Below are 25,440 nucleotides of genomic sequence, written 5' to 3' on the forward strand. Positions count from 1 at the left end.
TATTAGATAATATTTTTGATTAACGGTTAAATTCTGACAATATTATTAAGGTTTATTCAAAAGAAAATCCTGTATTGCTACAGGATTGATAAATTTTTAAAATTTAGCCATAGAAAATGAATACAATTTATGATTGATCAAATCACCATTCGCATGATGTCAATGGTCAATTCCTGCTGGTCAATGGTCAATCTGAATTATTAAAAATTCACTTGCAAAGCAAAATTCACCATTGACTTCTCACTTCGAAGATTCTCCGTAAGACGTTTCATGTACTTTTACGGCTCTTCCGCTCGGGTCGTTCATGTTTTTGAAAGCTTCATCCCATTCTAATGCAATCGGAGTTGAGCACGCAACCGAAGGTACCGACGGTACTGTAGCAGCGGCAGTCTCACTCGGAAAATGCTCTTCAAAAATAGATCTGTAACGGTATTCTTCTTTATTTTGTGGTGTGTTTAAAGGAAATCTGAATCGGGCATTGGTCATCATTTCATCAGTCACTTCTTTTTCAGCCACGGCTTTTAAAGTATCGATCCATGAATAACCTACACCATCTGAAAACTGTTCTTTCTGTCTCCAGACAATAGATTCCGGAAGAATGTCTTCGAATGCTTTTCTTAATACCCATTTTTCTATTTTTCCTTCGGCTGCATTTACCATTTTATCTTTAGGGTTGATGGTCATGGCTATATCCATAAATTCTTTATCTAAAAAAGGAACGCGGCCTTCTATTCCCCAACTCATTAAAGCTTTGTTGGCTCTCAGGCAATCATAAAGATGAAGTTTCCCTAATTTTCTCACGGTTTCATCATGAAATTCCCTGGCATTCGGAGCTTTGTGAAAATACAGATAGCCCCCAAATAGTTCATCAGAACCTTCACCGGAAAGCACCATTTTAATCCCCATAGATTTAATGACTCTCGCCAAAAGATACATCGGGGTAGAAGCCCTTATGGTAGTAACATCATACGTTTCCAAATGATAAATAACGTCACGGATCGCATCTAGACCTTCCTGAACGGTAAAATTAACCTCATGATGAACGGATCCTATATATTCTGCCGCTTTTTGTGCCGCCACAAGATCAGGAGATCCTACAAGGCCTACCGCAAAACTGTGAAGCCTTGGGTACCACGCTTCCTGAGTGTCTCCGCTTTCCACTCTCTGCCGGGCAAATTTTGCTGTGATGGCAGAAATTACCGAAGAATCCAGGCCGCCGGAAAGCAAAACTCCGTAAGGAACATCGCTCATTAATTGTCTGTGAACAGCATCTTCCAAGCCTTTTCTTAATTTTTCAATATCGGTTTCAGCATCTTTTACGTTGTCATAGCTTTCCCAATCTCTTTTGTACCATTGCTGAAGTTCGCTTCCGTCTTTGCTGTACACAAGATGTCCGGGCAGGAAAGTTTCAATCTTTTTGCAGATACCTTCCAATGCTTTCAGTTCGGAAGCAACATAATAATTTCCGTTTTTGTCCCAGCCCTGATACAGCGGGCAGATTCCCATGTGATCGCGGGCGATGAGGTAAATATCATTTTCGGTATCATACAGGGAAAAGGCGAAAATACCGTTTAGTTTTTCTATAAAGTCTTTGCCGTATTTTCTGTAAAGTGCTAAAATTACTTCACAGTCAGATTGTGTCTGAAATTCATAATCAGGAAATTCTTCCTTTAATTCTCTATGGTTATAAATTTCTCCGTTTACGGCCAGCACTACTTTACCGTCTTTAGTGAAAAGAGGCTGTTTTCCTGATGTAGGATCTACAATAGCCAGTCTTTCATGAGAAAAAACTACTTTTTCATCCTGAAAAACTCCGCTCCAGTCCGGGCCTCTGTGACGGATTTTTTTGGACATTTCCAACACCTGGGGTCTTAATATTTCGGTTTTTTGTTTTGCATCAAACAAACATACAATTCCACACATATTTTATCATTTAATTTGAAACAAAAGTATAAGTGTGGTTTATAATAAACAATAAAAAAAATCATTAAGTTTAAATTTTTAACTTAATGATTAATTATGTAGTAAAATTTTAATTATAAATGAAAATTGAGATGATTTTAGTTAATTTTTTTCGTCGGGAATATTTCGTTAATCATATACAAAATAAAAACAATATAATTAATAATCTATGTTAATTTATTCCGGAAATTTTTACCATTACTTTGTGGCTCGAAATAATTTTTTTTCATCATTTGTGTTTTTACCTTCTTGCAGAGTCAATTTGCAAGAAGGTTTTTTTATTCATTTCCAAGTAATACTCCTGAAACATTCCATGAACTGAAGCTTGTTCCTTCGGTAGGCCCTTGTGGAATTTTAACCTGAATGGTATGTTTTCCTGCTTTTAAATCTCCAAGAGGAATGAAATTAGGATTGGTCACCGTACCCGGACACCAATTGGAACGACTCAGATCTGATGACGAAAGTCCATCACCAAAATTTCCTGAAGCGGGATTGTAAAGCCGATAAGAACCACAATCTGATCTCCATGGCACGAATGAAAAAGCCATCTTTCCATCCAGGAAAATGGAATTTGCTTTAGGAACGAATTCATCGCCGTTTTCCCAGCCGCCGTGGCCGGTGGTGATGTATCTCAACTGTGCGTTCTTCAGCTCTTTTTTAAGAGTAAATTCTACAAATAGACCTTTATCCTCACTGAACATGGTAGAATAATCCTGCCCGGCCATTTCCATAATATTCAGGCTGTTGAATAAAGGAATTACGGTATTGTTTTTATGGATATTCTGATCACTTTTATGAATAGTGATTTCCAGGCTTATTTTATGACCACCTTTGTCGTAGTTCCCAATAAAAGCTCCCACCCATAGTTCTTTTTCACTCAAAGAAGGTTTTAGCTCGGTAATATCCTGACGGTATGGGCTGATCGTCTGCCAGGTTTTATCTTTAAGCTGAAGGTTATTAAATTTGTTAATTCCGAAAGCGGTAAAAAAACGCATCATTTCAACCGCCGGATTATAGTTTTCTGTTGAAACAACTCCGAAGTATTGCTTGCCATTTCCGTTATCGTACAGCGGAAGGGTTTTTACACCATTTTCGAGACCGTTCAAGAAAGATTCTTTTTTATCTTCAGGAATAAAAAAAACCGTTCCGGTTCGGTCGTAAGCATCTCCGTTGGATTGTTGTTTTAATTCGACGAAAATATTTTCGCCTTCCGAAATTTTCGGGAACTTAATTTTTTTAAGGATAATGGTTCCTTTAGCGAATCTTTTAACATTACTGTCTGTTTTTGAATCATCTGAAAAATTAATAGTTTCGTTTTCAAATACTTTTAAAGTGGTGAATCTGCTTTTCCAGACCAGATCTTTGTAACCAAGCTGATCGGTAGAGTTGACCTGGCCGTGAAGGATTTTATCAATATCGGTTTTCTTTACCTTTTTAATTGAATTGGCGGTAATCAATGAATTTTTATTTCTTTCGATCTCTAAAACAAACCCTAAACTTTGCCCAAGTGTTGAAGGTCCTCCCTGTATTTTCAGGTCATTGGTGCACCAGATCTCAATGGTGTTTGAATTGATTTTGGTGACTGCTTTTTTACAAGTATAGCCTAAAATCTTTTTCGTTTCGTTGGTGAATTCAAAAGTTTGCTTTCCGACCGATTCTGAATCTGAAGTTGAAATTATTTCGTCAGGTTTTAAAAAAGCGTACGAAATTACAGTATTTGATGGCTTTTCAATTTTCGTTATTTCATAAGGAAATTCCGCTTTTTGTTTCTGGATTTTGGTGTTAAGGATAAAATTTTCCTTTTCATTGGCCCAGACTAAAGTGAGAGGCTGTTCTGAATTTACTTTTCCGTTGTATGAGCTTACGTATTGAACTTCATATGTTTGCGCGAAAGCGAATAATGACAAAAAAATAAAGAAACTGAGTGAAATTCTTTGATGCATATTGATTGATCGTTTTTCACAAAGATAAATTTTAATATCAATTTATGAATTATACTTATTTTTCCTTTAAATGTAGTGATTAAGATAGGTAGAAATAAATAAAAAACTACCCTGCATGCAGAGTAGTTGTATTGTTTTATATATTCTGAATTTAAGAAATTCTTTCAATAAGAGCCATGTAAAATCCGTCGTAGCCTTCGCTGGGCATTACTTTCTCATCTTTGATCATTTTAAAATTCGGATTATTTTTCAGAAATTCTTCAACCTGGCCATTGTTCTCTGAAGGTAGGATAGAACATGTCGCGTAAACCATTTTTCCTCCTTTTTTAAGCATTTTAGAATAATCCTGAAGAATCTGCTGCTGTTCTGTTTTGATTCTGTCAATAAAATCCTGGTCGATTTTCCACTTACTGTCCGGATTTCTTTTTAAAACCCCAAGCCCTGAACAAGGCGCATCGATCAGTAATCTGTCGGCTTTGTCATGAAGCCTTTTAATTACTTTATTATCCGAAATCATACGGGTTTCGATATTGTGGGCTCCGGCTCTTTTAGCACGGCGTTTCAGCTCGGCTAATTTCCATTCAAAAATATCAAGGGCAATGATCTGTCCTTTGTTTCCCATCAAAGCTGCAAGGTGAAGCGTCTTTCCACCCGCACCAGCACAGGCATCAACAACTCTCTGCCCTTCTTTTACGTCAAGGAAATATCCGATTTTCTGCGAAGAAGCATCCTGAACTTCAAATAATCCTTCTTTAAAAGCAGTCGTAAGAAAAACATTCTTTTTTTCTTCAAGCTGTACAGCATCAGGATAATTTTTTATGGGATATGCCGTAATATTTTCGTCTGCAAGATCCGAAATAAGCTCTTTTGGAGTTGTTCTCAAGGAGTTGGCTCTCAGTACAGTAGGTGCCTGTTCGTTTAAAGCATACATTTCTTTTTCCCATTTTTCTCCCAATTCTTTTTCCAGGGTCTCCGCGAGCCATTCAGGAATAGAATGTTCAATTGCTTTCGTAGGAACAGTACCTTTCTTAAGTTTTGTAAGAATATCGGCAATTTTTATTCCGTCAAATTCTTCAAATTTTTTATAATTGGTTTTGCTCCAGAGAAGATAAGCCATTATCAGCTTGTAAACATTATTGGGTTTTACGCCTTCTCCCATATAATATTCGAGACGCTTTTTCCAACGGATGATATTATAGAAAATCTCAGAAACAACAGCTCTGTCCTGGCTTCCCCATTTTTTGTTTGCTTTTAAAAGTCTTTCGATCACTTTATCGGCATATTTGTTTTTCTCAAAAAATGTTTCCTGTAAAGCATCGTGAATTCCGATGGCTAAGTTTCTGTGAATAAGTTCCATAAAATTGGGTTCTGCTATTTTGAATCTGCAAAAATACGACTTTTAATTGATAACCAATAAGCAATTGGTTATGAGTAATGTGTCAATCTTTCAATCTTTGAATTTTAACATATTTAATTTAATCTTACCTTTGCAAAAATTGAAAAATATGAGTGATACTGTACTTTGTCCGAAATGTGGCTCCGAGTTTACCTACCCAAGTGATAATATGATGGTCTGTTCTCAATGTTTCTACGAGTGGAATCCTCAGGAAGCAGCATCTGAAGTATCAGATTCAGGGAAAATACTGGATTCAAACGGTAATGAACTTCAGGACGGAGATTCTGTAGTTGTTATCAAAGACCTTCCTGTAAAAGGAGCGCCGAAGCCTGTAAAAGCAGGAACAAAAGTAAAAAATATTCGCCTTAGACCGGGCAGCGATCATAATATTGACTGTAAAATTGACGGTTTTGGCGCAATGGCCCTGAAATCAGAATTTGTAAAAAAGGCGTAAAAAAAGGAAAAAATTGGACAGTGTAATCTTTCAAAAAACTAGATTGCAGAACTGCTAATTTTCGTCTTAGGAGGCAGAAAGAGAATTAACCAAAAATTTCCTTATGCTGTGGGAATACAAATGTAAGAAAAAGTTTTAAACCGGATTCTTATATTTGTATTTTTTTTATGAACAATTCCACAATAACTATTGGAAAATGTGTTAATTATATCTGAAAAAGCAAAAGCTGATAATTTAAACAAAATATTTTTCATGAGCTTTTTGACTCCACCGAATTGTTTTTTTTGGAGCAATTTGATTATATCGAAAGCAATATATTTTTTATTTGAAGCTTTTTCCCGCTTTCGCTACTCGCTATTTTTTGGATTTCGGTGCGGCGGCAGAGCCGCCGCACCGAAATCCAAAAAATGAGCTCAGACATGCCGCTCGATCGGGGCTAGGAAGTTGTCATCACATGGGATATTAGACCCGTTAATCAAAGGAAATAGTAACTGAATTTTCAATTTTCCGATCCGTGTAGATCACCAGTTCTTTATTTTTAGCACTCAATTTATTCCAGTAATGATTTCCTGCAAAACGGCTTTCCAGAACTTCTGCTTCAACACCATTTTCCGAAACTTTTATTTCTTTAGGATAATATGAAAATTTGCCGATACCGAATTCCATCATTTCATTATCAGTAAAGATATTTACTTCACCGAAAAGCTTGGCTACATAAGGATTGTATGGATTTCTGAAAGTTTCTTCCGGCTTATCGTTCTGAACCAATCTTCCATTCTCAAGAACAACGATCTGGTCCAGCCATGGAATAATATCCTGAAGTTCATGCGTAGAGATAATTAGTGAAATATTTTGTTGCTTCACATAGCGGAATAACTTTTCGCGCAATTCAATTTTTCTCGGGAAATCCAGATTGCTGAAAGGTTCATCAAGAATCAGAAGCTTTGGAAGTACAGAAAGAGCCCTTGCTATGGCAACGCGCTGTTGCTGGCCGCCACTCAGGTATTTTGGAAGAATATTGGCAAATTCCTCAAGTCCTACCACCTCAAGAAGTTCGGCAACGGTTTCTTTTTTCTTTGTTAAATTAATATTAGAAATAAATTTACCCACATTTTCAGCAACGGTTGCATAAGGCATCAGGTCAAAATTCTGGGCTACAAATTTCATTTTTGCCTCACCCGGAACCAAATTTCCTTTAGGTCCCATCAGTTTTTCGCCGTCAAAAACAATATTGCCGCTCTGCCAGTCGAGAAGTCCGTAGATCAGGCTTAATAAAGTCGATTTCCCGCAACCGCTTTCTCCTGCGAGCGCAATGATCTTACCTTCATCAAACCTAAGGTTAAGGTTCTGAAACAAAGGTTTTTCTTTAGAATATGAAAAGTATAAATTGTTTATTTCTAATAGCATATTACAAATGTAATGAAATGAAATGTTTCTAGGAAAGAACCGTTTTTTTTATTATTTTAGCAGAAGTAATAAAATTTTAAAAATTATGAAAAGAAAGCTATTTTCGGTAGTTTTTTCTGCTTTTTTTGTTGCATCCGTGCTGATTTCCTGTAAAAAGGAAAAGCCTGTTTCCGGAGAAAGTGATGAGGCTGTCACTTCTAAAGAGGGTGCTCAATTTACAGTAGATACTTTAAACAGTAAAGTAGAGTGGAAGGGATATAAAATTTTTAAATCTGAAAATACGAGCCACTTTGGAACCATCAAATTTGAAAGCGGCGATGTAACTGTGAAAGAAGCAAAGCTGGAAAGCGGAAAATTTGTTGCGGATATGACTTCTCTCACTTCCGAAGATCTTAAAAACAACGCCAGCCAGCTGGAAAAACTGAACGGACATCTGAAAAGCGGCGATTTCTTTGAAGTGGAAAAATTTCCGACAGCTTCTTTTGAAATTACAAAAGTAACTCCTTCTGCTGAAGGAGATTACAATACACTTCTGGATGGGAATTTAACCATAAAAGGGATTACAAAACCCACTCAGTTTAAAGCCAATGTTTCTGTGAAAGACGGAGTGGTAAGTATTGCTACGGAACCTAAAGATATCAGCAGGAAAGAATATGGTATTTCCTTCCAAAGCCCTGTTGAAAATGGAGTGATCAAAGATGAAATCACCCTACAGATCAACGTGAAAGCTTTAGAGAAAAAATAATTTTTTTATTTAAGTGAAATAAGTGATTGAAGTCTGCTTCCTGAATGGGGCAGATTTTTTTTAACAGTTTAAGGAAATATATTTCGCCGAAAAACCGTATTTTTGCAAAACATTTTGAAAGGGTAAAACAATGATAGAAAAGATAGAAGAGTTACTCGTTGAGGTAAACAGCTTCAATGCCACATCAAAAGAGGAGATCGAAAACTTCCGTATCAAATACAATGGGAAGAAAGGAATTCTGAACGATTTTTTTGAAAAATTTAAAGAAGTTCCTAATGACCAGAAAAAAGATTTCGGGCAGAAGATCAATACATTGAAACAGGCAGTTAATGTAAAACTGGAGGATTTGAAAAATGCTTCGGCATCTTCTGTTGTAGCTGAAAAAGAAGATCTTACTAGACCTGCGTTTCCTTTGGAACTGGGCTCAAGACATCCTATCAATCTGGTAAAAAACAGAATCATTGAGATTTTTAAATCTATTGGTTTTGCAGTGGCAGACGGGCCTGAAATTGAGGACGACTGGCACAACTTTACCGCACTGAACCTTCCGGAGTATCATCCGGCAAGAGACATGCAGGATACCTTTTTCATTGAGCAGAATCCTGATATTCTGCTGAGAACGCATACATCTTCGGTGCAGATTCGTTACATGGAGGAAAATCAGCCGCCGATCAGAATTCTTTCTCCGGGAAGAGTGTTCAGAAACGAAGCGGTATCTTCACGTTCACACTGTATTTTCCATCAGATAGAAGGTTTATATATTGATGAAAATGTAAGTTTTGCAGATCTTAAGCAGACCATTCAATTCTTTACGACGGAACTTTTCGGAAAGTCAAAAATAAGATTAAGACCTTCTTATTTCCCTTTTACGGAACCGAGTGCTGAAATCGATGTTTACTGGGGATTAAACTCTGAAACAGATTACAGAATTACAAAAGGAACCGGATGGCTGGAAATTATGGGCTGTGGAATGGTAGATCCGGCAGTTCTTAAAAATGTGAATATTGATTCTGAGAAATATTCCGGCTATGCCTTCGGGATGGGAATTGAAAGAATTGTTATGCTTCTTTATCAAATGAGTGATATCAGAATGTTCTTCGAAAATGATATCAGAACACTTGAGCAATTTAAAAGTCTTTAATTAGTTTAAAATTTAAACATAATGTCCTGCAAATTAATTATTGCAGGATTTTTTTATTATTTTTATGCTTTAATTTACACCAATGTTTGAAAAATTAAATTTTAGATCAAGAAGAATCGTTCATTATTCGCTGATTGTATGTATCTTACTGATACAGGCTCTGATTGCTGCCTTTTTTTATAATGAATTTATTACGAAGAAAAATCTAACGTTTATTAAGAATCAGCTGAATGAAATTCATTCACTGGAAATGCTTACAGACAATTCTAAAAAAGAGCTTTTCAATGCTCAGGTTGACTTTAGGAAATATGTGATTACTGAGGACGAAAATTATTTGAAATCATATTTTACATCTTTAAATAATTTAGATAAAAACCTTGACAGCATCGGGCAATACGGAAATAAATATCCGAGATTGAAAAATGCTCTTACAACAGAAAAAAACCAACCAGCAGAAGTTAAAAAGCTAAAATCCCTTATTGATTCTACGTACGAATATTCTTCAAAAACAAATTTTAAAACCGAAACCGATTTTCCTAAAATCAGAAAGTACGATTTGGATTATAACTTTGATAAATTTAATATTGAAACCAAAACTTATTCGGATACCGTGAAGAAAAAAGGTTTCTTCGGACGTCTGGGTGATGCAATTTCCGGGAAAGAAAATGTGCGGAAGGAAAGTACGATAATTACTGTAAAACAAGGGAAAACTCCTGATGCAGCTACTATAAAAGCTGAGTTTGACAGTATTATCCATCTCGTAAATAATCATTATACGGGACAAATCAGGAAAATGCAGATTAACGTTACCAAAAAAGAGAATAATAATGCTGCTTTTTACAAAATATTCAGCAATCTCCTGACTTATGGGAATGGCGTTATGAATATTTATGAATACGCTATCAAGAATTCCAGAGCTGATCTTGAAAAGGAATATGAAAAACAGAATTCCAGAAATAACAGAGTAAGAATGAATCTTATCTTCGCTGCTATAATTCTCATGTTCATCGTTTCAGTACTCATTATGATGCTTACGAGTATCGCTTTTTCTTACGAAAGAAAACTAAAAGCTGCCAACAGCCAGATTAATGCAAATCTGGAATTTAAAAACAGACTTTTAGGGATGTTGAGCCATGAATTAAGATCTCCTTTAAAAATCATCAGTATTCTTATTGGGAGAATCAGTGAAAAAACGAATGATGAGGAAATTAAAGAGTACCTCAGGTCAATTAATTTTACAAGCAATAGTTTACTTCTTCAGTCTAATCAGATTTTGGAATATACTAAAAATCAACGGATTGAAAATAAATTGGTTTCGGTGACTTTTAACCTTAATAATCAGATAAGAGCTATTTTAAATTCTGTGGAACCTTATATCCAAACAAGGAATAACAGGTTCGTAATGCATATTGATATAAATCCTGACCTAACTGTATATTCTGACAATACGAAGATTAATCAGATTTTTATGAATATCCTTGGAAATGCCAATAAGTTTACCGAAAACGGACAAATAACTGTTAATACAAAAGCTGAGAAAACAGATGATGATACCATATTATTATCAACAGAAATTATTGACACCGGCACAGGGATTTCAAAATCGGATCTTAAAAAAATATTTGAGCCTTACTATCAGGGTGTCTTGTCGGAAGATGTTCAAAATATCGGTGCCGGATTAGGCTTAAATTTGTGCAAAGAATTGGTGGAATTATACAATGGCAAAATATCTGTAACTGCCGAAGAAAAGATAGGAACTTCTGTCTTTTTCTCTCTTAAACTAAAAGTGAAACAATGAAATCAGATGTTCGGGTTACCAACTTTTTGGTGGCAGATGATCACAGCCTTATCAGACAGGCAATCGTAATGATTCTGAATGTTATAGGAATTGAATATAAAGTTTTTCATGCTTCGACAATTCAGCAGATCACAGAATGTATAAAGACCCATCATATAGATATTGTCATTATTGATGTTTATTTTCCCGATGGAAACAGCCTTCATCTTATTCCTGAAATCAAAAATTCCAATCCGGAGATTAAAATCCTCATTTTCACAGGAATTGATGAAGATAAATATTCTTTAAAATTCCTTAAAGCTGGTGCTGACGGTTTTTTAAGCAAGCTCAGTGAAGAGAATGAGGTTGAGAAAGCCATTGTCCAAATAATGAATGAAGGTCAATATATTTCTCCATTAACACAGTCTTTGTTGATGACTTCCTTACGGAGTATGAACGTTATAAATCCTTTATCTTCCTTAACAGAAAAGGAACTGCAAATTGCTGAAATGTACGCCAGAGGATATGGGAATCTCGAAATTTCCAATGTACTCAACGTAAGGCAAAATACCATCAGTACAATAAAAAAAGAATATTCCATAAGCTTGGAATAGAAAATATTGTAGAGCTGATTGATTTAATTAAAATTCATTCCGAAAGTTTTTTGTAGAAAAATATCTACAACGTTGTCGATTTATATCTAATAGTTTTATAGCTGTTAAGTAATGACCTATTAATATCTTTGTACCACAATAATAGTTATTATTTAAATCTTTGATTCTGAAAACGCAAATGATGAATTACTAAAAAAGGGTCAAAGATTGAAGCACAAATGATGAACAATAAGTAGGCTCTTTTGGGAAGCAGAGCCTTCTTACTTAATTGCAGGTTGCAAAATTAACCTCCGAAATTTTTCGGAGGTTTTTGTTTTTAATTGCTGACCTAGAAACAAAACGCAATTAAAAACGATGATTAAATTGCAACGGTTATCATAACCGATATTCTGAATCATTTTCATATATACTTAAAAGACAATTGAGAATCAATATCCATTACATATAAAAAAAATGCCTGTAAACATATACAGGCCTAATAACTTTATTTTGTAAACTTAAGAGGATATTTTACGTTCTTATATCCGTCAATACTTGCTTTTAAAGAACCAACCGCCAATTCGGCTTTCAGCAATATAGGAATATGATTTGCATCATTGGATACCCACATCGTTACTCCTTCTTTTTCTTTAAATACTCTTCCGCTTTTTACTGATGGGATGATTCTGAGACAGTTAATCGTTCCGAATTTTGTTTTAAGATTTTCCGTTCCGGTGACTTTCAGCTGAAAAGGAAACATTTCGTCGTCAATCCATACATTCATGTTGATCACGGTTCCTATTTTCAATTCTGCGGCGCTTTTACTTCTTAAAAAATAAAAACAGGAAAGCATATCCTGAACACCTTTTACCGATTTTATCACTTTCGAGCCATTGGCAGGTGTTTTTTTATCTGTCAGAATTAAAGTATTGTTATCGTGGTTAAAAACTGTTTCAAGATGTTGACGGTAGCTTCCTTCTTTCACATTTCTTACATAAAAACTCGGAAGTTCGGTATTCATATTAATGTAGCTTTCATAAAAATCATCAACTTTAAAAAATGCTTTTACCGCTCCCGTTGTCTGCCCCGTTCCTTTTACATGGAGATGTGGAACTCCTTTATAAATAGTCTTTTGTGCTGTAAGATTGGCTATTCCGGCATTAAGAAATCCGTAATGAATTCTTAAAGTAATAGATTCACCGTCCGAGATATTGGTAATCTGGCTAAAACTAAAGGTGAATAAAAATATTAACACGATACTTAAACATTTCTTCATAATCAAAATTTTACAAAAACGTTGCCAAATGCAATAACTTAGAAATTTGAAAGATATTTGATAAATCTCAGTTTTTTATTTAAACTGAATTAAATATGCTTCGCATTAAAATTAGTAAATTTGCAGCCACAAGTATAATTAAATTATCTTATTATTATGATAACGACCGATATATTGATCATAGGAGCCGGACCAACAGGGCTTTTTGCTGTATTTGAAGCAGGTTTACTGAAAATGAAGTGCCATATTATCGATGCGCTTCCTCAACCGGGAGGACAGTTGGCTGAGCTTTATCCTAAAAAACCTATTTTCGATATTCCGGGTTATCCGTCTGTAAATGCAGGTGAGCTTATCGACAACCTGATGGAGCAGATCAAGCAGTTTCAGCCTGGCTTTACGTTGGGAGAAACAGCGGTTTCTTATACCAAAGTTGATGATGAATTGTTTGAGGTAATTACCAATAAAGGGACGGTCCACAGAGCTAAAGCTATCGCTATCGCAGGGGGATTGGGTACTTTTGAACCAAGAAAACCTACCATTGAAAACGTTGCTGATTACGAAGAAAAAGGGCTTGAATATTTCGTGAAAGAGCCTGAGCATTTCAGAAATAAGAAAGTGGTTATTGCCGGTGGAGGAGATTCTGCGCTGGACTGGAGTATTTTCCTTTCCAATGTTGCAAGCGAAGTAACATTGATCCACAGAAGAAACGAATTCCGCGGAGCGTTGGATTCAGTAGAAAAAGTTCAGGATCTTAAAAATCAGGGAAAAATCAAATTAATTACACCTGCTGAAGTTACCGCTATCAAAGGTGACGGAAAGGTGGAAGCCATTACCGTAGCCATCGACGGACAGGATCCTTACGATATGGAAACGGATTATTTTATTCCATTATTCGGATTGACCCCAAAATTAGGTGAAATCGGAAACTGGGGACTGAATATCGAGAAAAATGCAATCGTGGTAAATAACGCTCTGGATTACCAGACTAATATCGAAGGAATCTATGCGATAGGAGATATCAATACGTACCCCGGAAAACTGAAACTTATCCTTTGCGGTTTCCACGAGGCAACTTTAATGTGTCAGAGTGTTTACAACAGATTAAACCCAGGAAAAAAATTCGTTCTGAAATATACAACAGTAAGTGGAGTAGACGGATTCGACGGAAGCAGAAAAGAAGCTGAGAAAGCAGTTGTGAAAAAAATTGACTAAATTTGTTGCCAGTTTTTGGATATATTGATAGTAAAACAAATTCCATCAACCGTCAACCATTAACCATCAACAAAAGATGAACGATATCAATATAAAAATTACCGATAGAGAAGGGGTAACCCACGATGTTGTAGCGCCAACGGATATGTCTATGAACTTAATGGAAATCATTCGTTCATACGAATTGGCAGAAGAAGGTACAATCGGGGTTTGCGGAGGAATGGCAATGTGCGCCTCCTGTCAGGTTTACGTGGTTAATGATCCCGGGCTTGAAGAAATGGGTGCTGAAGAAGACGCCATGCTTGGAGAAGCTTTTCATGTGAAAGAAAACAGCAGGCTGGGTTGCCAGCTGCACATCGTTCCCGAAATGGAAGGACTTGAAGTGGAAATTGCTCCTTATCCTTAGGAAATTTTATTTAAATTATACAACAACACCCGAAGACTTGTCTTTGGGTGTTGTTGTATAATAGATTTATGTCTCATCCTTCGAAATCCATTTCCCAACCGTTGGAGCTTTATAATTCCTCATCATTTTCAGCAATTCATCAATATCATTAGTGATCAGCAGCATGTCGCGGTTAATTTGCTTTAAAAATCCTTTGTCAACCATTGTTTGAACTAGCTTAATCAAATCATCATAAAAGCCGTCAATGTTGAGAATGCCAATCGGTTTTTGATGAAGCCCGAGCTGCGCCCAGGTAATCATTTCGAAGAATTCTTCCAGTGTTCCATAACCTCCCGGAAGTACGATCACACCATCACACAATTCATTCATCTTTGTTTTCCTTTCATGCATGGTTTCAACCAGAATCAGTTCGGTCAGTTGTTTATGCACAATTTCCTTTGATTTTAGAAAGTGGGGAAGGACACCAATTACTTTTCCGTCTGCATGTAAGGCTCCATCTGCCACGGCACCCATCAGGCCAACATTTGCACCGCCATAAACCAGCTGTATATTATTTTTTGCCAGTGTTTTTCCAAGCAGTGTTGCCTGTTCTTTATAAATGTCTTCCGAACCAAAACTCGATCCGCAGAATACAGTGATGCTTTTCATGGTTAAATTAGAATTAAATTTTTCTTTTTTGAGGAGATTGTCTGTTTGAAAAGAATGATAAAATTTCCACATCGCTATCATTTACACGATAATACATAGTGTTAAATTGCAGAATAATTGCCTTGTGAACATCTTTGCTTTCGGATACAGGAAATATAAAAGGATTTTGAGATATAATTTCTATCGAGCTTTCAATTTTATGAACAAGTTTTCTAATTTCTTTATCTGTAAAATTATTTTGAAGATAATCTATGGTTTGTTCTAGTTCCTTTAAAGCATTTGGAGTCCAGAAAATTTTATAACCACTTTCCATATAACTGTCTGGCTTCGGAATGAGGTTTCAATTCGTTATTGTCAGCTTCTGATATTCCTTTTTCAATAGATTTTTTTTCTTCTTCCGAAATTGAATTCCACCAGTCTTTGGTTTCTTCTTTCCTGAATTGAATCAGTTTTTTAATAATAGAAGCATCCTCCAATGTACATAACCATTGAATTAATTCAAGTTTTTCATTGAGAGTCTGTGTATTCATAACTTGTATTATTTATTCAAATTTATAATTTTATATAACAATCTGCAAAGATTCAAAAACAAAAATATCCAAAGCCATCACAACTTTGGATATTCAATATAGTCATTTTACAATTCTATTGTAAAGGAATATTCGCTAAAATATCCTTTGTAAAGCTCCAGAATTTCTGTGCTGAAGGAATATTGGCCTTTTCATCAGGCGAGTGTGCTCCTCTGATCGTCGGTCCGAAGCTTACCATTTCCATTTCCGGATAATTTGCTCCGATAATTCCGCATTCAAGGCCGGCATGACAGGCAACAACGTGAGGTTTATCACTGAATTTTTCAGTATAGATTTTTTCCATCAGCTTTACGATCTCAGAACCGGGTTTTGGTTTCCAGCCAGGATAAGAACCACTGAAAACAGTCTTCATTCCCGCCAGTTCTGCTACGGATTTCAATTGCTCTGCTACGGAATCTTTTGACGAATCTACAGACGATCTCGAAAGATTTAAAATTTTTAAGGCTCCGTCCTTTAATTCTACTCTTGCAACATTATTGGAAGATTCCACAAGATCCTTTACGTCAGGACTCATCCTATAAACACCATTGTGAAGAGATTTCAGGGTAAGAATGATTTTTTTCGAATCTTCTTCAGAAAGTGCTTTCTCTGAAGTTGTGGAACTTTCAATATTGATATGAAGATTAGGTTCTACCGTTGCAAACTCTTCAAGAATTTCTTTTTTAAGTCCGTTTGTTACTTCATCGATGAATTCCTGTGCATTTCGTACAGAAACTACAGCAACGCCTTCTCTTGGAATGGCATTTCTTAATCCGCCACCATCAATAGAGATTAATTGAATGTTTTCTTTTTCCAAACCTTTATAAAGGATTCTTCCTAAAATCACATTGGCATTTCCAAAACCTTTATGAATATCCATTCCCGAATGACCACCCTGCAAACCTTTAACTTCGATTCTGATAATTTGTCCCTTCGCCACTTCTGTATTATAATCCTGCGAAATGCTTACATCAATCCCGCCGGCACAGCCGATATCAATTTCATCATCTTCTTCCGTGTCGAGGTTAAGAAGAATCTGGCCGGTAAGCTGTCCGGGTTTTAAACCCAAAGCACCTGTCATTCCGGTTTCTTCATCGATGGTGAAAAGTGCTTCCAGATCAGGATGCGGAATATCGGTACTTTCTAAAATCGACATGATCGTAGCCACTCCAAGACCATTGTCTGCACCCAAGGTCGTTCCTTTCGCCTTTACCCAGTCACCATCGACCTCCATTTTGATTCCTTCCGTATCAAAATCGAAATTAACATCATTGTTTTTCTGGCATACCATATCAAGATGCGACTGAAGCACCACCGATTTACGGTTTTCCATGCCCGGTGTTGCCGGTTTTTTAATGATGACATTGCCGACTTCATCAACTGTAGTTTCCAATCCTAGATTTTCACCGAATTCTTTGATGAATGCAATGACTTTTCCTTCTTTTTTTGATGGTCTCGGAACAGCATTTAATTTGGAAAAATTCTTCCAGATAATCTGCGGTTCTATAGTAGATAGTTCCATTGAAATTTATTTTTCTCAAAATTACAAAATAAAAAATGCTTCCGATAATCCGGAAGCAGTAATTTTGCCAGAAGCCAGAAGCCTTTTAACAGCCGCATTCTCCATAGATCGGCATCTTTACGATAGTCCCGTCAGGCTTTTCGATCGTTAAAGTACCTTCAAACAGCAGGGCTTCTTCGCCTTTTATTTTTTTACCTTTTACAGAGATTTTATAGTTATCATTTTCTATCTCCTTGCTCAGTTCTTCATCGCCTTCCATATCACTTGATGAGATCAGGTTTAGAGAAATCTTTTTTCCGTCAAGCTTCATGTAAGCAGTTTTCCCGGCATCGTCTGCATAAATATATTTCTCGGCAAGGAAGTCAGCTTTAGTTTTGGCAAAATAGCACGAACATTCCTTAATTTCTGTCGGAAAGGGAAAGGTATCAACGGTAATTTTTCCTGAAGAAATATCAGCTGCTACAGTATCCTGAACTGTCTTGGCAGAATCTGCCGGAGCAGAAGCCTGAGAGGTCTGTTGTTCTTTTTTACAGGCAACCAGCAGAAAAGCAGAAAAGAAAATGATAAGGTATTTCATTGTTGTGGTTTGTTAAAAGTTTATCCTCTTGCTCTTTCAAGAAGTGTCATCATCAATAGCGAAAGGATTACAAGGCTCTCCTCTTCATCATCAATATCGATGAGGCGGTCAAGCTGGAATCTTCTTCCGAAGAATGACGGCATTTTTTTCAGTTTAAAATACTCTTTTCCATCTAATCCGGTCACCGTGTAGGAAGGATTTAGGAAATATCCCGTAAATGCTCCGATGAGTGGAATCTCTCCAACCATTCCGTCAAAAAATCGTACCCACGCATTGTCTTCCTGAATTTTGAATTTGGGCTGATCGTTGGCATCCAGTACATCATAGCTGGCCTTCCAGATAGAACGCATGCCTTTTCTGGCCATTCTTCCGAAGTTTCTGCCCGTAGCAATTTCGGTTAAAGAATACGAGGCGTTGAAATCGATCCACTGATTGGCTTTGATTCTGAAAAGTTCTTTGGATTTACTTTCATCGTTAAAAACAATAACGTCTTCCTTCAGCTTAAACATTTTCTGACGCACATACGCAACATAGTTACCGTTCTTATCCGTGATGTTGAAATCACTGGCTAATGTTGTAATCTTAAATTTAAAATCCAGAGGATAGTTTAAATTGTTAAGTACCATTTTAGTTTATTTTCAAGTTAATATTTAGTGGCTCAAAGATAATATTATTTGCTTTAAATATAGGGTGTGTTAACGCCATTTAAGCTAAAAAGTAAGGTTTTTATGAACATTTAAGAATTAAATATTTCAGAAACACGGAAAGTTCCTTACACTCTCGCAACAGGTTTTCCCGACAGCAAGAAAATCTGCTGCACCCTTGCGACAACCTTTCCGGTGACCAGGAAAGCTTCATGCACCCTCGTAACAACTTTTCCGGAAGCCGGGAAAGTCTCTTACACCCGTGCGGCAAACTTTCCGGAAATGATATTCCGATTAAGATCTCAAGTTCGGGCAGCTTCTTAAAAATATTCCGAATCCGCATCTTTTTGTTTATTTTTGTGTCATGGATTACCCAAGTAAAGTTTTGGCAAAAGCGGTGGATGAAATTTCCGGATTGCCGGGAATAGGCAGAAAAACGGCGTTGCGCTTAGCATTACATTTATTAAAACAGCCGGCTTCCAGAGCAGTAAGCCTTGGAAATTCCCTGATCAGCCTTGTGAATGATATCAAATACTGTAAGGAATGTCATAATTTTTCAGACTTTGAGGTCTGCGAGATCTGCAGTAATCCGAAAAGACATGACGAACTGATTTGTATCGTAGAAGATGTTCGTGACGTGATTGCCATCGAAAACACGGGGAAATATACCGGAAAATACTTGATCTTAGGTGGGAAAATTTCTCCGATGGAAGGTATAGGGCCCGCCCAGCTGAATATCCCAAGCATTGAAAAGAAGATTAATGACGGAAAGGTGAAAGAGTTCATCTTTGCGCTGAGCGCTACGATGGAAGGAGATACAACAGCATATTATATTTACAAGAAATTTAAAAACTTTGATATAAGCTTTTCGAGCATAGCGAGAGGAATCTCCGTAGGAGATGAGCTGGAATATGCGGACGAAATATCTCTGGGAAGATCGATTGTAAACAGGTTGCCCTATAATGAAGAAAAATCATGATATAATTCTTCCGATATGATCTCTGTAATAATACCGATGTTTAACGCTGAAAATACAATAATCAAAGCTTTGGATTCTGTGAGAAATCAGGATTACGATCTGAAGCAGTTTGAGATTATCATCATTAATGACGGCTCGACGGATCAGAGTAAAGGATTGGCGGAAAACTACAGGGATGCACACACAGAACTTAATATAAAAGTTATTACCCAGGAAAACGGAGGAGTTTCCAAAGCCCGAAATGCAGGAATGAAAATTGCAAAGGGCGATTATATTGCCTTTCTTGATTCCGACGACGAATGGCTGCCGCAGAAAACAAAAAGACAGATGAAATTTTTGGAGGATAAAAAATTAAATATAGATTTTATTACAAGCCTTCGAAATGGTGAGAAGATATGGTTCCCTTATAAAAAAGATCACTTGAATCTTGCGGTAATGACTGTAAGAAAATTACTTTTAAGGGTAGACGGACAAACTTCTACGGCTTTATTTAAAAGGAAAGTTCTTGAGAATACAGGTTTTTTTGATGGAAACCAAAGATATTCTGAAGACGCCAATTACTGGATGAAGATTTCTAAAAACAATTCAATGTATATTCTGGGAGAAGAACTGGTATATACCGGCGGAGGGAAAAGATCTTTCGGAGCCTCCGGTCTTTCAGCCAATCTTCCGGAAATGGAGAAAGGGATACAGAAAAATCTTCGCGAGATGTACCAATTGAAAAGAATTAGCTATTTTGAATACGTTTTATTTTTTATATTTTCAAAATTAAAATATATTGTAAGGATTTTTAAAAGCAGGCTATGATTTATAAAATCTTTTGGGCATTAAGAGCTTTGTTGTATGCTCCCTTTTTCGGAAAGTTTGGTTTTCCCTCTTATCTGGGCAGACCGATATTTTTGATGGGAACCCGAAATGTTTTTATAGGTAAAAAAGTACGGATATTTCCCCATCTCAGAATGGAAGTGCATCGGAAGGGAAATATTCATATACAGGACGATGTGGTCATCTCTCAAAATGTTCACATTACTTCTGCAGGAAATCTTGTGATTGGAAAAAGTTCTCTGATATTAGCAAACGTATTCATCACCAATATTGATCATGATTATGAGGAGCTTGATAAGCATATAGTCAATCAGGAATATATCGTTAGTGAAACTATTATTGGTGAAAACTGCTATATAGGAATGGGATCAGCGATCATGGCGGGAACAAAGCTTGGAAAACAATGTATTGTAGGTGCTAATTCTGTCGTAAGAGGCGAGTTTCCGGATTACTGTGTTATTGTCGGAGCGCCGGCAAAGATTGTTAAAAAATATAATTTCGAAACCCAGGAATGGGAAAAAGTAAAATAAAAGTATGCAGAAAATACTTATCACGGGAGGAGCCGGGTTTATCGGCAGTAAATTGTCTTTGGAGCTGAAAAGAAAAGGATATGACGTTACGGTTATGGACAATCTTTCCTGCCAGATTCACGGGGACAATCCTGAAGAAGATTCTCCGCTGTACAGAAGTATTTTAGGGAAGGTAAATTTTATCAAAGGAGACGTTGTCAATTTCCAGGATTGGGAAAAAGCGATTGAAGGACAGGAGGTAATTGTACATCTTGCTGCCGAAACGGGAACCGGACAATCAATGTACCAGATCGAAAAGTACACAGAAGTGAATGTTTCCGGTACAGCAATGATGCTTGATCTTTTGGTAAATAAGCCGCACAACGTAAAAAAAGTAGTAATTGCTTCTTCCCGGGCCGTGTATGGTGAAGGGAAATATCTTCATCCTGAATTGGGACTTATTTATCCCAAACCGAGAAATGTAGAGGAAATGCGCAACGGTATTTTCGAGATCATTTATCCCGACGGGCAGATGCTCCGTGCTTTGCCGACCGATGAAGAATCAAAGATACATCCTACGTCAATCTATGGAATTACAAAATATGCACAGGAGCAAATGGTGATGACGGCCTGTTCTTCCATGGGCGTTGCACCGGTTGCGGTGAGATTTCAGAATGTGTATGGTGAGGGACAGTCACTGTTGAACCCTTACACCGGTATTTTGTCAATTTTTTCTTCGCAAATTCTTAATGGAAATGACATCAATGTTTTTGAAGATGGAAACGAGTCACGGGATTTTATCCATGTCAATGATGCCGTGGAAGCTACAGTGAAATGTATTGAAAACGATGCTGCAAACGGAGAAATTTTCAATGTAGGAACAGGGGTTTCAACATCAGTAACCACAGTGGCAGAAAATCTGAAAAGGTTTTATAATGTAGATTTTGAGATCAATGTCTCCGGACAGTTCCGGTTGGGAGATATCAGGCATAATTTTGCGGATATCAGTAAGATTAAATCAAAACTGAACTTCCAACCGAAGATATCTTTTGAAGAAGGGATGTCAAAATTTACCAATTGGGTATTACAGCAGAATATTCAGGATGTGAAATTCAAGGAATCTCTTGATGAAATGAAAGTAAAAGGACTTTTAAAATGATCGATTTAAATGGTAAAAAAATACTTTTCTTATCAGTAAGTTTTTTTAATTATGAAAAAGCCATAGCAAAAGGACTTTCTGATCTCGGTGCTGAGGTTGATTTTTACGACGAAAGGCCTTCCAACTCCAATTTTTCCAAGGGAATCGTACGCCTTAATAAAAAGTTTTATCATTTAAAAATAAATACTTATTACGACCGTATCTTAAATGAGACCCGAAATAAAAAATATGATTATTTCTTGTTAATTAAAGGTGAGGCGACACCTTCTTTTTTCCTGAAAAAGATAAAGGAAAGCAATCCTGAAATGGAAATGATCTACTATAATTTTGATCCTCTGACAGAGTATCCTGACCTGATTGATCATCTTAAATATTTCGATAAAAAATTTACCTTTGAATATCGTGATTCGGTTACTTACGATATGAATTTCCGTCCACTTTTTTATCTGGATGAATACAAAAACCTGAATCAGCGTTCCGAAGCTTCGGTCTATGACATAGTATTTATCGGAAGCGCCCATACAGACCGGTATATTGTAGGTGAGAAAATCCGTGACGTTGCCGACAAGTTTGGGCTCAAATCTTATTTTTATTATTATGCGATGGGCAAAATAGCTTTCAGATTAAAAAAGATCATTGACAAAAATTTAAAGCAGTTTGACATGGCAAAAGTAAGTTTCGAAAAACTGAATCATCAGCAGATCATTGATTTTTACAGAAAAACGAAATCGGTTGTTGATATCAATAAACCCTTCCAGAACGGGCTTACGATCAGGACTTTTGAGGTTTTAGCTTCGGGAAGGAAACTTATTACTACGAATTCGGATATCATACACTATCCCTTTTATTCTCCGGATAATGTTTTGGTGATCGACCGGGAAAATATACAGCTGAATCCCGATTTTTTTAAAACAGATGGTAAGGAAATAGACCAGGATATTTTGTATAAAATGTCTCTGAATTCCTTTATAGATTGTCTTTTCGGGGATGCGCAGGATGATTATTGGAATTCCTTTAGAAAATAATAATAGAGATTCAATTCGTCGATACGATTAGAAAAAATAAAAAGCAACTCAAATTTGAGTTGCTTTCATTATGTAAAAATATTATTTGCTTATTTCGTCGGTGCAGGAGTCTGAACCGGTGTCGTAGCTGGCGCTGTGGTATTCGCAGGTACCGCAGATTGCTTAGCCGGAGCTTCTTTAGATGCAGGAACCGGTACCGGTGCTGCAGAAGGTTTACCAGTAATAACAACGCTTAAAAGAATAAGAACGATAATTGTCGCTCCTAAAGTCCATGTTGCTTTTTCCATGAAGTCGTTGGTTCTCTGCACCCCAAACTGAGCAGAAGACGCACCTCCAAATGTACTGGAAAGGCCTCCTCCTTTCGGGTTTTGAGCCATAACGATGATTACCAGAAGGATACTGGCGATCATAATAAGAACCATCAATAGTATAAATATAGAATCCATTAATTTGATATCTTTTTGAATGGGCAAATTTAATCTTTTTTTACTGAACAGCAAAGAAAGATGTGATCAAATATCTGATAAAAATAAAAAACGGCAACATTTGTTGCCGTTTTCTTTATAAAGTAAGAAAGTCTTATTTAAAATCAGAATCCTTAGCCTGATTTACTTCATAAGATTTTACTTTCATGGTCATATCCATTCCCATTTGATTGATAGAGATGGTGTATGGCATTTTTACCCCTGCTACCTCTTTATAATCCGAATATACCGTAGGAACAGTCATTTCCTGCCCTTGAGCTTTTATCGTTTCAGTTTCTCCGGTTTTCAATCCTGTTTTTACACTGTAATAGTAGGTCGTATCTCCTCCTTTTATCACGTAAGAATCTTCACCTCCAACTTTTTCAATTCCTGCAAGTTTGTAATCTGCTGACTTAGCAAAGCCTAATTCTTCAAAAAGCTGTGTATTTTTTTGTTTGTCAGCAATCTCGTCTGCTTTCATAGGTACTTTTTGTCCCATTTGTTCAGAATATCCTGTTTTTCCATCAAATACCTGCTTCTGAACTACCTGTCCCATAGCGGTAACCATAGTGAGTTCTTTTCCACCCTGAGCTTTTACGATCTTAAAATCGATATTCTGTCCCTGCATAGACATTGAAGCGTTTATTGTGTAAGAAGAAATCTTATCAACATTAGCTTTTCCTCCAATGGCATTGATATATTTATCTGCGATGGAAGCCACTGTTACGCTGGCGTCTACTTTCTGTGCTGTCGGTTTTGCTACCGGATTTGCATCTTTATCGTAATATTTTACAGGATAACCTAATTTTTCCAAGCCTTCAGAAATATCAGAGGCCTTACCAGCGATGAAAATTCTGCTTTTTCCTGGATAGATGGTAGAATTCACAGCGCTCGAAACGTCAGCGGCAGTTACTTTATCGATCGATTTAAGATAATTGGTGTAGAAATCATCCGGAAGGTCCTGAACTTTTTGGTTTAAGGCAAATCTTGCAATCGTTGCAGGCTGCTCAAGAGACATAATGAAAGATCCTTTCAGTTTAGCTTTAGCATTTTCCAGTTCTTCAGGTTTTACGGTAGAAATTGCATTAAGCTCATTCATAAATTCTTTAACCGCTTTATCAGTTACCTCATTTCTTACACTTGCACTTGCAGAGAATTGCGGAGAATATTTGCTTGCACTCATGTTGGAATAAGCGCCGTACGTAAATCCGTTTTTCTCACGAAGGTTCATGAAAAGTCTCGCTTCACCGCCACCTCCAAGAATGTAGTTGGCAATAGTAGCAGCGAAGTAGTTCGGATCCTTCATTTTCAAAGTATTCAGGTTGTTTACGGAAACTACAGACTGTACTGCGCTAGGCACGTCAACAACATCAATTTCTGTAGCAGCTACGTTGGCAGCAGGCTCAACAGGAGTGATGGGGGTGTTGGCTTTTTTCCATCCGCCGAATGCTTTTTCGATCATAGGTTTTACCTTGTCGAATTTTACGTCTCCTACGATTACCAGATAAGCATTGTCAGGAGCGTAGTATTTTTTATATGTATTTTGAACATCAGCTAATTGGATTTTGCTGATAGATTCAACGGTTTCAAATTCTCCTCTTGAAGTATTTTTACCATACATCAAAGCGGTGGAAACTCTTGATGCAATAGAAGATGCATTTTTTTCTTCAGATTTTAAACCTTCGATGGCTCTTTCTTTAGAATCTTCAATTTCTTTAGCAGAAAATTTAGGATTTATAATAGCGTCAGCCATTAAACTCAACACCTGAGGAAAATATTTTGAAAGTGCATTTGCAGCAGCACCGTTTGAAGAAAAATTAAGATTAGCGCCAAGATAATCAACTTTTTTGTTGAAATCGTCCTTACTCATGTTGGTTGTTCCGTTTTCGAACTGTTCCGCCATGATTTCGCTTACTCCCACTACGTTTCCTTCATAATACGGAGGTCTGTCCATAGAAAGGCTGGCGCTTACTCTTGGAAGTTTGTTGTTTTCTACAACCATTACTGTAAGACCATTGCTCAGCTGGAATGTTTTAGGTTTCGCAATGTTGATAGCAGGAGTCGGCCCCGGCTTCGGCATTGCGTTAAGATCAATTTTTTGTGCTGAAACCATTCCTGTGAAGAAAAACGCTGCAGCTATATATGTTAATTGCTTTTTCATTTGTAAAAATTTAATGTTAATAATCAATATTATAACCTATGTCAGT

25 protein-coding genes are annotated in these 25,440 nt (G+C 36.7%); 12 read left to right on the forward strand and 13 right to left on the reverse strand.

Annotated elements, in window-relative coordinates; all coding sequences use genetic code 11:
* Positions 1-240: 240 nt before the first annotated feature.
* The 3 genes from asnB to ACWNCI_RS18645 all read right to left on the reverse strand — a co-directional run bounded on the left by asnB (position 241) and on the right by ACWNCI_RS18645 (position 5,262).
* A complete protein-coding gene (gene asnB / locus ACWNCI_RS18635) occupies positions 241-1,923 on the reverse strand; it encodes an asparagine synthase B (protein ID WP_449389427.1) in 1,683 nt (560 codons plus the stop codon).
* A 317-nt stretch (positions 1,924-2,240) separates the two neighbouring features.
* Entirely contained in the window at positions 2,241-3,905 is a 1,665-nt protein-coding gene (locus ACWNCI_RS18640; RefSeq protein WP_449389428.1) for a GLPGLI family protein, read from the reverse strand.
* Positions 3,906-4,056: 151 nt separating this feature from the next.
* Positions 4,057-5,262, reverse strand: a complete 1,206-nt coding sequence (locus ACWNCI_RS18645) for an RsmB/NOP family class I SAM-dependent RNA methyltransferase (protein WP_449389429.1) — start codon at positions 5,260-5,262, stop codon at positions 4,057-4,059.
* Positions 5,263-5,410: 148 nt separating this feature from the next.
* Here ACWNCI_RS18645 and ACWNCI_RS18650 point away from each other — a divergent pair, with 148 nt between their 5' ends.
* Positions 5,411-5,755, forward strand: a complete 345-nt coding sequence (locus ACWNCI_RS18650) for a zinc ribbon domain-containing protein YjdM (RefSeq protein WP_449389430.1) — start codon at positions 5,411-5,413, stop codon at positions 5,753-5,755.
* A gap of 471 nt (positions 5,756-6,226) precedes the next feature.
* On the opposite strand, the gene ACWNCI_RS18655 is transcribed toward ACWNCI_RS18650, so the two are convergent.
* Positions 6,227-7,162 carry a sulfate/molybdate ABC transporter ATP-binding protein gene (locus ACWNCI_RS18655; protein ID WP_449389431.1) on the reverse strand — a complete coding sequence of 312 codons (936 nt, stop codon included), beginning with the start codon at positions 7,160-7,162 and terminating at the stop codon, positions 6,227-6,229.
* Positions 7,163-7,247: 85 nt separating this feature from the next.
* Between ACWNCI_RS18655 and ACWNCI_RS18660 the strand changes: the two genes are divergently transcribed.
* The 4 genes from ACWNCI_RS18660 (at position 7,248) to ACWNCI_RS18675 (ending at position 11,439) form a co-directional block, all read left to right on the forward strand.
* Positions 7,248-7,907 carry a YceI family protein gene (locus ACWNCI_RS18660; protein WP_449389432.1) on the forward strand — a complete coding sequence of 220 codons (660 nt, stop codon included), beginning with the start codon at positions 7,248-7,250 and terminating at the stop codon, positions 7,905-7,907.
* 130 nt (positions 7,908-8,037) lie between these two features.
* Positions 8,038-9,048 (forward strand): phenylalanine--tRNA ligase subunit alpha, encoded by a 1,011-nt coding sequence (gene pheS, locus ACWNCI_RS18665; protein ID WP_449389433.1) that lies wholly within the window; start codon positions 8,038-8,040, stop codon positions 9,046-9,048.
* An 82-nt stretch (positions 9,049-9,130) separates the two neighbouring features.
* On the forward strand, positions 9,131-10,846 hold the full coding sequence (locus ACWNCI_RS18670; RefSeq protein ID WP_449389434.1) for a sensor histidine kinase: 1,716 nt from the start codon (positions 9,131-9,133) through the stop codon (positions 10,844-10,846).
* A complete protein-coding gene (locus tag ACWNCI_RS18675) occupies positions 10,843-11,439 on the forward strand; it encodes a response regulator (protein WP_449389435.1) in 597 nt (198 codons plus the stop codon). Before ACWNCI_RS18670 ends, ACWNCI_RS18675 begins: the two co-directional genes overlap by 4 nt.
* Before the next feature lie 484 nt (positions 11,440-11,923).
* On the opposite strand, the gene ACWNCI_RS18680 is transcribed toward ACWNCI_RS18675, so the two are convergent.
* Positions 11,924-12,694 (reverse strand): DUF3108 domain-containing protein, encoded by a 771-nt coding sequence (locus tag ACWNCI_RS18680; protein ID WP_346986324.1) that lies wholly within the window; start codon positions 12,692-12,694, stop codon positions 11,924-11,926.
* A 156-nt stretch (positions 12,695-12,850) separates the two neighbouring features.
* On the opposite strand from ACWNCI_RS18680, the gene ACWNCI_RS18685 reads away from it, so the two are divergent.
* Both ACWNCI_RS18685 and ACWNCI_RS18690 read left to right on the forward strand, forming a co-directional pair.
* Positions 12,851-13,906 (forward strand): NAD(P)/FAD-dependent oxidoreductase, encoded by a 1,056-nt coding sequence (locus tag ACWNCI_RS18685; RefSeq protein WP_449389436.1) that lies wholly within the window; start codon positions 12,851-12,853, stop codon positions 13,904-13,906.
* A 76-nt stretch (positions 13,907-13,982) separates the two neighbouring features.
* Positions 13,983-14,312: a ferredoxin gene (locus tag ACWNCI_RS18690; RefSeq protein WP_449389437.1), complete on the forward strand. Its 330-nt coding sequence runs from the start codon at positions 13,983-13,985 to the stop codon at positions 14,310-14,312.
* Between the two features lie 66 nt (positions 14,313-14,378).
* On the opposite strand, the gene ACWNCI_RS18695 is transcribed toward ACWNCI_RS18690, so the two are convergent.
* The 6 genes from ACWNCI_RS18695 to ACWNCI_RS18720 all read right to left on the reverse strand — a co-directional run bounded on the left by ACWNCI_RS18695 (position 14,379) and on the right by ACWNCI_RS18720 (position 18,254).
* The gene (locus tag ACWNCI_RS18695) at positions 14,379-14,960 is read right to left on the reverse strand and encodes an LOG family protein (RefSeq protein WP_449389438.1); all 582 of its coding nucleotides are present in this window, start codon (positions 14,958-14,960) and stop codon (positions 14,379-14,381) included.
* Positions 14,961-14,973: 13 nt separating this feature from the next.
* Positions 14,974-15,273, reverse strand: a complete 300-nt coding sequence (locus ACWNCI_RS18700; protein ID WP_346986319.1) for a type II toxin-antitoxin system RelE/ParE family toxin — start codon at positions 15,271-15,273, stop codon at positions 14,974-14,976.
* On the reverse strand, positions 15,257-15,490 hold the full coding sequence (locus ACWNCI_RS18705; protein ID WP_449389439.1) for a hypothetical protein: 234 nt from the start codon (positions 15,488-15,490) through the stop codon (positions 15,257-15,259). The genes ACWNCI_RS18700 and ACWNCI_RS18705 overlap by 17 nt, the downstream gene beginning before the upstream one ends.
* A gap of 115 nt (positions 15,491-15,605) precedes the next feature.
* Positions 15,606-17,051: an aminoacyl-histidine dipeptidase gene (locus ACWNCI_RS18710; RefSeq protein ID WP_449389440.1), complete on the reverse strand. Its 1,446-nt coding sequence runs from the start codon at positions 17,049-17,051 to the stop codon at positions 15,606-15,608.
* An 85-nt stretch (positions 17,052-17,136) separates the two neighbouring features.
* Entirely contained in the window at positions 17,137-17,628 is a 492-nt protein-coding gene (locus tag ACWNCI_RS18715) for a hypothetical protein (RefSeq protein ID WP_449389441.1), read from the reverse strand.
* A gap of 20 nt (positions 17,629-17,648) precedes the next feature.
* Entirely contained in the window at positions 17,649-18,254 is a 606-nt protein-coding gene (locus ACWNCI_RS18720; protein ID WP_312901631.1) for an LURP-one-related/scramblase family protein, read from the reverse strand.
* A 382-nt stretch (positions 18,255-18,636) separates the two neighbouring features.
* On the opposite strand from ACWNCI_RS18720, the gene recR reads away from it, so the two are divergent.
* From recR to ACWNCI_RS18745, 5 genes are read left to right on the forward strand one after another with little or no spacing between them, the layout of a single operon-like run.
* Positions 18,637-19,251, forward strand: a complete 615-nt coding sequence (gene recR / locus ACWNCI_RS18725) for a recombination mediator RecR (RefSeq protein ID WP_449389442.1) — start codon at positions 18,637-18,639, stop codon at positions 19,249-19,251.
* Between the two features lie 15 nt (positions 19,252-19,266).
* Positions 19,267-20,058: a glycosyltransferase family 2 protein gene (locus tag ACWNCI_RS18730; RefSeq protein ID WP_449389443.1), complete on the forward strand. Its 792-nt coding sequence runs from the start codon at positions 19,267-19,269 to the stop codon at positions 20,056-20,058.
* Positions 20,055-20,606: an acyltransferase gene (locus tag ACWNCI_RS18735; RefSeq protein ID WP_449389444.1), complete on the forward strand. Its 552-nt coding sequence runs from the start codon at positions 20,055-20,057 to the stop codon at positions 20,604-20,606. Before ACWNCI_RS18730 ends, ACWNCI_RS18735 begins: the two co-directional genes overlap by 4 nt.
* A gap of 4 nt (positions 20,607-20,610) precedes the next feature.
* On the forward strand, positions 20,611-21,744 hold the full coding sequence (locus ACWNCI_RS18740) for an NAD-dependent epimerase/dehydratase family protein (protein ID WP_346986312.1): 1,134 nt from the start codon (positions 20,611-20,613) through the stop codon (positions 21,742-21,744).
* Positions 21,741-22,769, forward strand: coding sequence for a hypothetical protein (locus ACWNCI_RS18745; protein WP_449389445.1), 1,029 nt, complete (start codon positions 21,741-21,743; stop codon positions 22,767-22,769). Before ACWNCI_RS18740 ends, ACWNCI_RS18745 begins: the two co-directional genes overlap by 4 nt.
* An 89-nt stretch (positions 22,770-22,858) precedes the next feature.
* On the opposite strand, the gene secG is transcribed toward ACWNCI_RS18745, so the two are convergent.
* The gene (gene secG / locus ACWNCI_RS18750; protein WP_346986309.1) at positions 22,859-23,215 is read right to left on the reverse strand and encodes a preprotein translocase subunit SecG; all 357 of its coding nucleotides are present in this window, start codon (positions 23,213-23,215) and stop codon (positions 22,859-22,861) included.
* 133 nt (positions 23,216-23,348) lie between these two features.
* Positions 23,349-25,394 carry a M16 family metallopeptidase gene (locus tag ACWNCI_RS18755; protein ID WP_449389446.1) on the reverse strand — a complete coding sequence of 682 codons (2,046 nt, stop codon included), beginning with the start codon at positions 25,392-25,394 and terminating at the stop codon, positions 23,349-23,351.
* Positions 25,395-25,440 lie beyond the last annotated feature (46 nt).

Source organism: Chryseobacterium lineare, from assembly GCF_977014045.1.

Coding starts and splice junctions, on each gene's coding strand:
- ACWNCI_RS18640 (WP_449389428.1), bottom strand. CDS start 3,905: ATGCATCAAAGAATTTCACTCAGTTTCTTTATTTTTTTGTCATTATTC.
- secG (WP_346986309.1), bottom strand. CDS start 23,215: ATGGATTCTATATTTATACTATTGATGGTTCTTATTATGATCGCCAGT.
- ACWNCI_RS18715 (WP_449389441.1), bottom strand. CDS start 17,628: ATGAAATACCTTATCATTTTCTTTTCTGCTTTTCTGCTGGTTGCCTGT.
- pheS (WP_449389433.1), top strand. CDS start 8,038: ATGATAGAAAAGATAGAAGAGTTACTCGTTGAGGTAAACAGCTTCAAT.
- ACWNCI_RS18755 (WP_449389446.1), bottom strand. CDS start 25,394: ATGAAAAAGCAATTAACATATATAGCTGCAGCGTTTTTCTTCACAGGA.
- ACWNCI_RS18700 (WP_346986319.1), bottom strand. CDS start 15,273: ATGGAAAGTGGTTATAAAATTTTCTGGACTCCAAATGCTTTAAAGGAA.
- ACWNCI_RS18705 (WP_449389439.1), bottom strand. CDS start 15,490: ATGAATACACAGACTCTCAATGAAAAACTTGAATTAATTCAATGGTTA.
- ACWNCI_RS18645 (WP_449389429.1), bottom strand. CDS start 5,262: ATGGAACTTATTCACAGAAACTTAGCCATCGGAATTCACGATGCTTTA.
- ACWNCI_RS18675 (WP_449389435.1), top strand. CDS start 10,843: ATGAAATCAGATGTTCGGGTTACCAACTTTTTGGTGGCAGATGATCAC.
- ACWNCI_RS18745 (WP_449389445.1), top strand. CDS start 21,741: ATGATCGATTTAAATGGTAAAAAAATACTTTTCTTATCAGTAAGTTTT.
- ACWNCI_RS18680 (WP_346986324.1), bottom strand. CDS start 12,694: ATGAAGAAATGTTTAAGTATCGTGTTAATATTTTTATTCACCTTTAGT.
- ACWNCI_RS18660 (WP_449389432.1), top strand. CDS start 7,248: ATGAAAAGAAAGCTATTTTCGGTAGTTTTTTCTGCTTTTTTTGTTGCA.
- ACWNCI_RS18670 (WP_449389434.1), top strand. CDS start 9,131: ATGTTTGAAAAATTAAATTTTAGATCAAGAAGAATCGTTCATTATTCG.
- ACWNCI_RS18690 (WP_449389437.1), top strand. CDS start 13,983: ATGAACGATATCAATATAAAAATTACCGATAGAGAAGGGGTAACCCAC.
- recR (WP_449389442.1), top strand. CDS start 18,637: ATGGATTACCCAAGTAAAGTTTTGGCAAAAGCGGTGGATGAAATTTCC.
- ACWNCI_RS18685 (WP_449389436.1), top strand. CDS start 12,851: ATGATAACGACCGATATATTGATCATAGGAGCCGGACCAACAGGGCTT.
- ACWNCI_RS18740 (WP_346986312.1), top strand. CDS start 20,611: ATGCAGAAAATACTTATCACGGGAGGAGCCGGGTTTATCGGCAGTAAA.
- ACWNCI_RS18735 (WP_449389444.1), top strand. CDS start 20,055: ATGATTTATAAAATCTTTTGGGCATTAAGAGCTTTGTTGTATGCTCCC.
- ACWNCI_RS18650 (WP_449389430.1), top strand. CDS start 5,411: ATGAGTGATACTGTACTTTGTCCGAAATGTGGCTCCGAGTTTACCTAC.
- asnB (WP_449389427.1), bottom strand. CDS start 1,923: ATGTGTGGAATTGTATGTTTGTTTGATGCAAAACAAAAAACCGAAATA.
- ACWNCI_RS18730 (WP_449389443.1), top strand. CDS start 19,267: ATGATCTCTGTAATAATACCGATGTTTAACGCTGAAAATACAATAATC.
- ACWNCI_RS18655 (WP_449389431.1), bottom strand. CDS start 7,162: ATGCTATTAGAAATAAACAATTTATACTTTTCATATTCTAAAGAAAAA.
- ACWNCI_RS18720 (WP_312901631.1), bottom strand. CDS start 18,254: ATGGTACTTAACAATTTAAACTATCCTCTGGATTTTAAATTTAAGATT.
- ACWNCI_RS18695 (WP_449389438.1), bottom strand. CDS start 14,960: ATGAAAAGCATCACTGTATTCTGCGGATCGAGTTTTGGTTCGGAAGAC.
- ACWNCI_RS18710 (WP_449389440.1), bottom strand. CDS start 17,051: ATGGAACTATCTACTATAGAACCGCAGATTATCTGGAAGAATTTTTCC.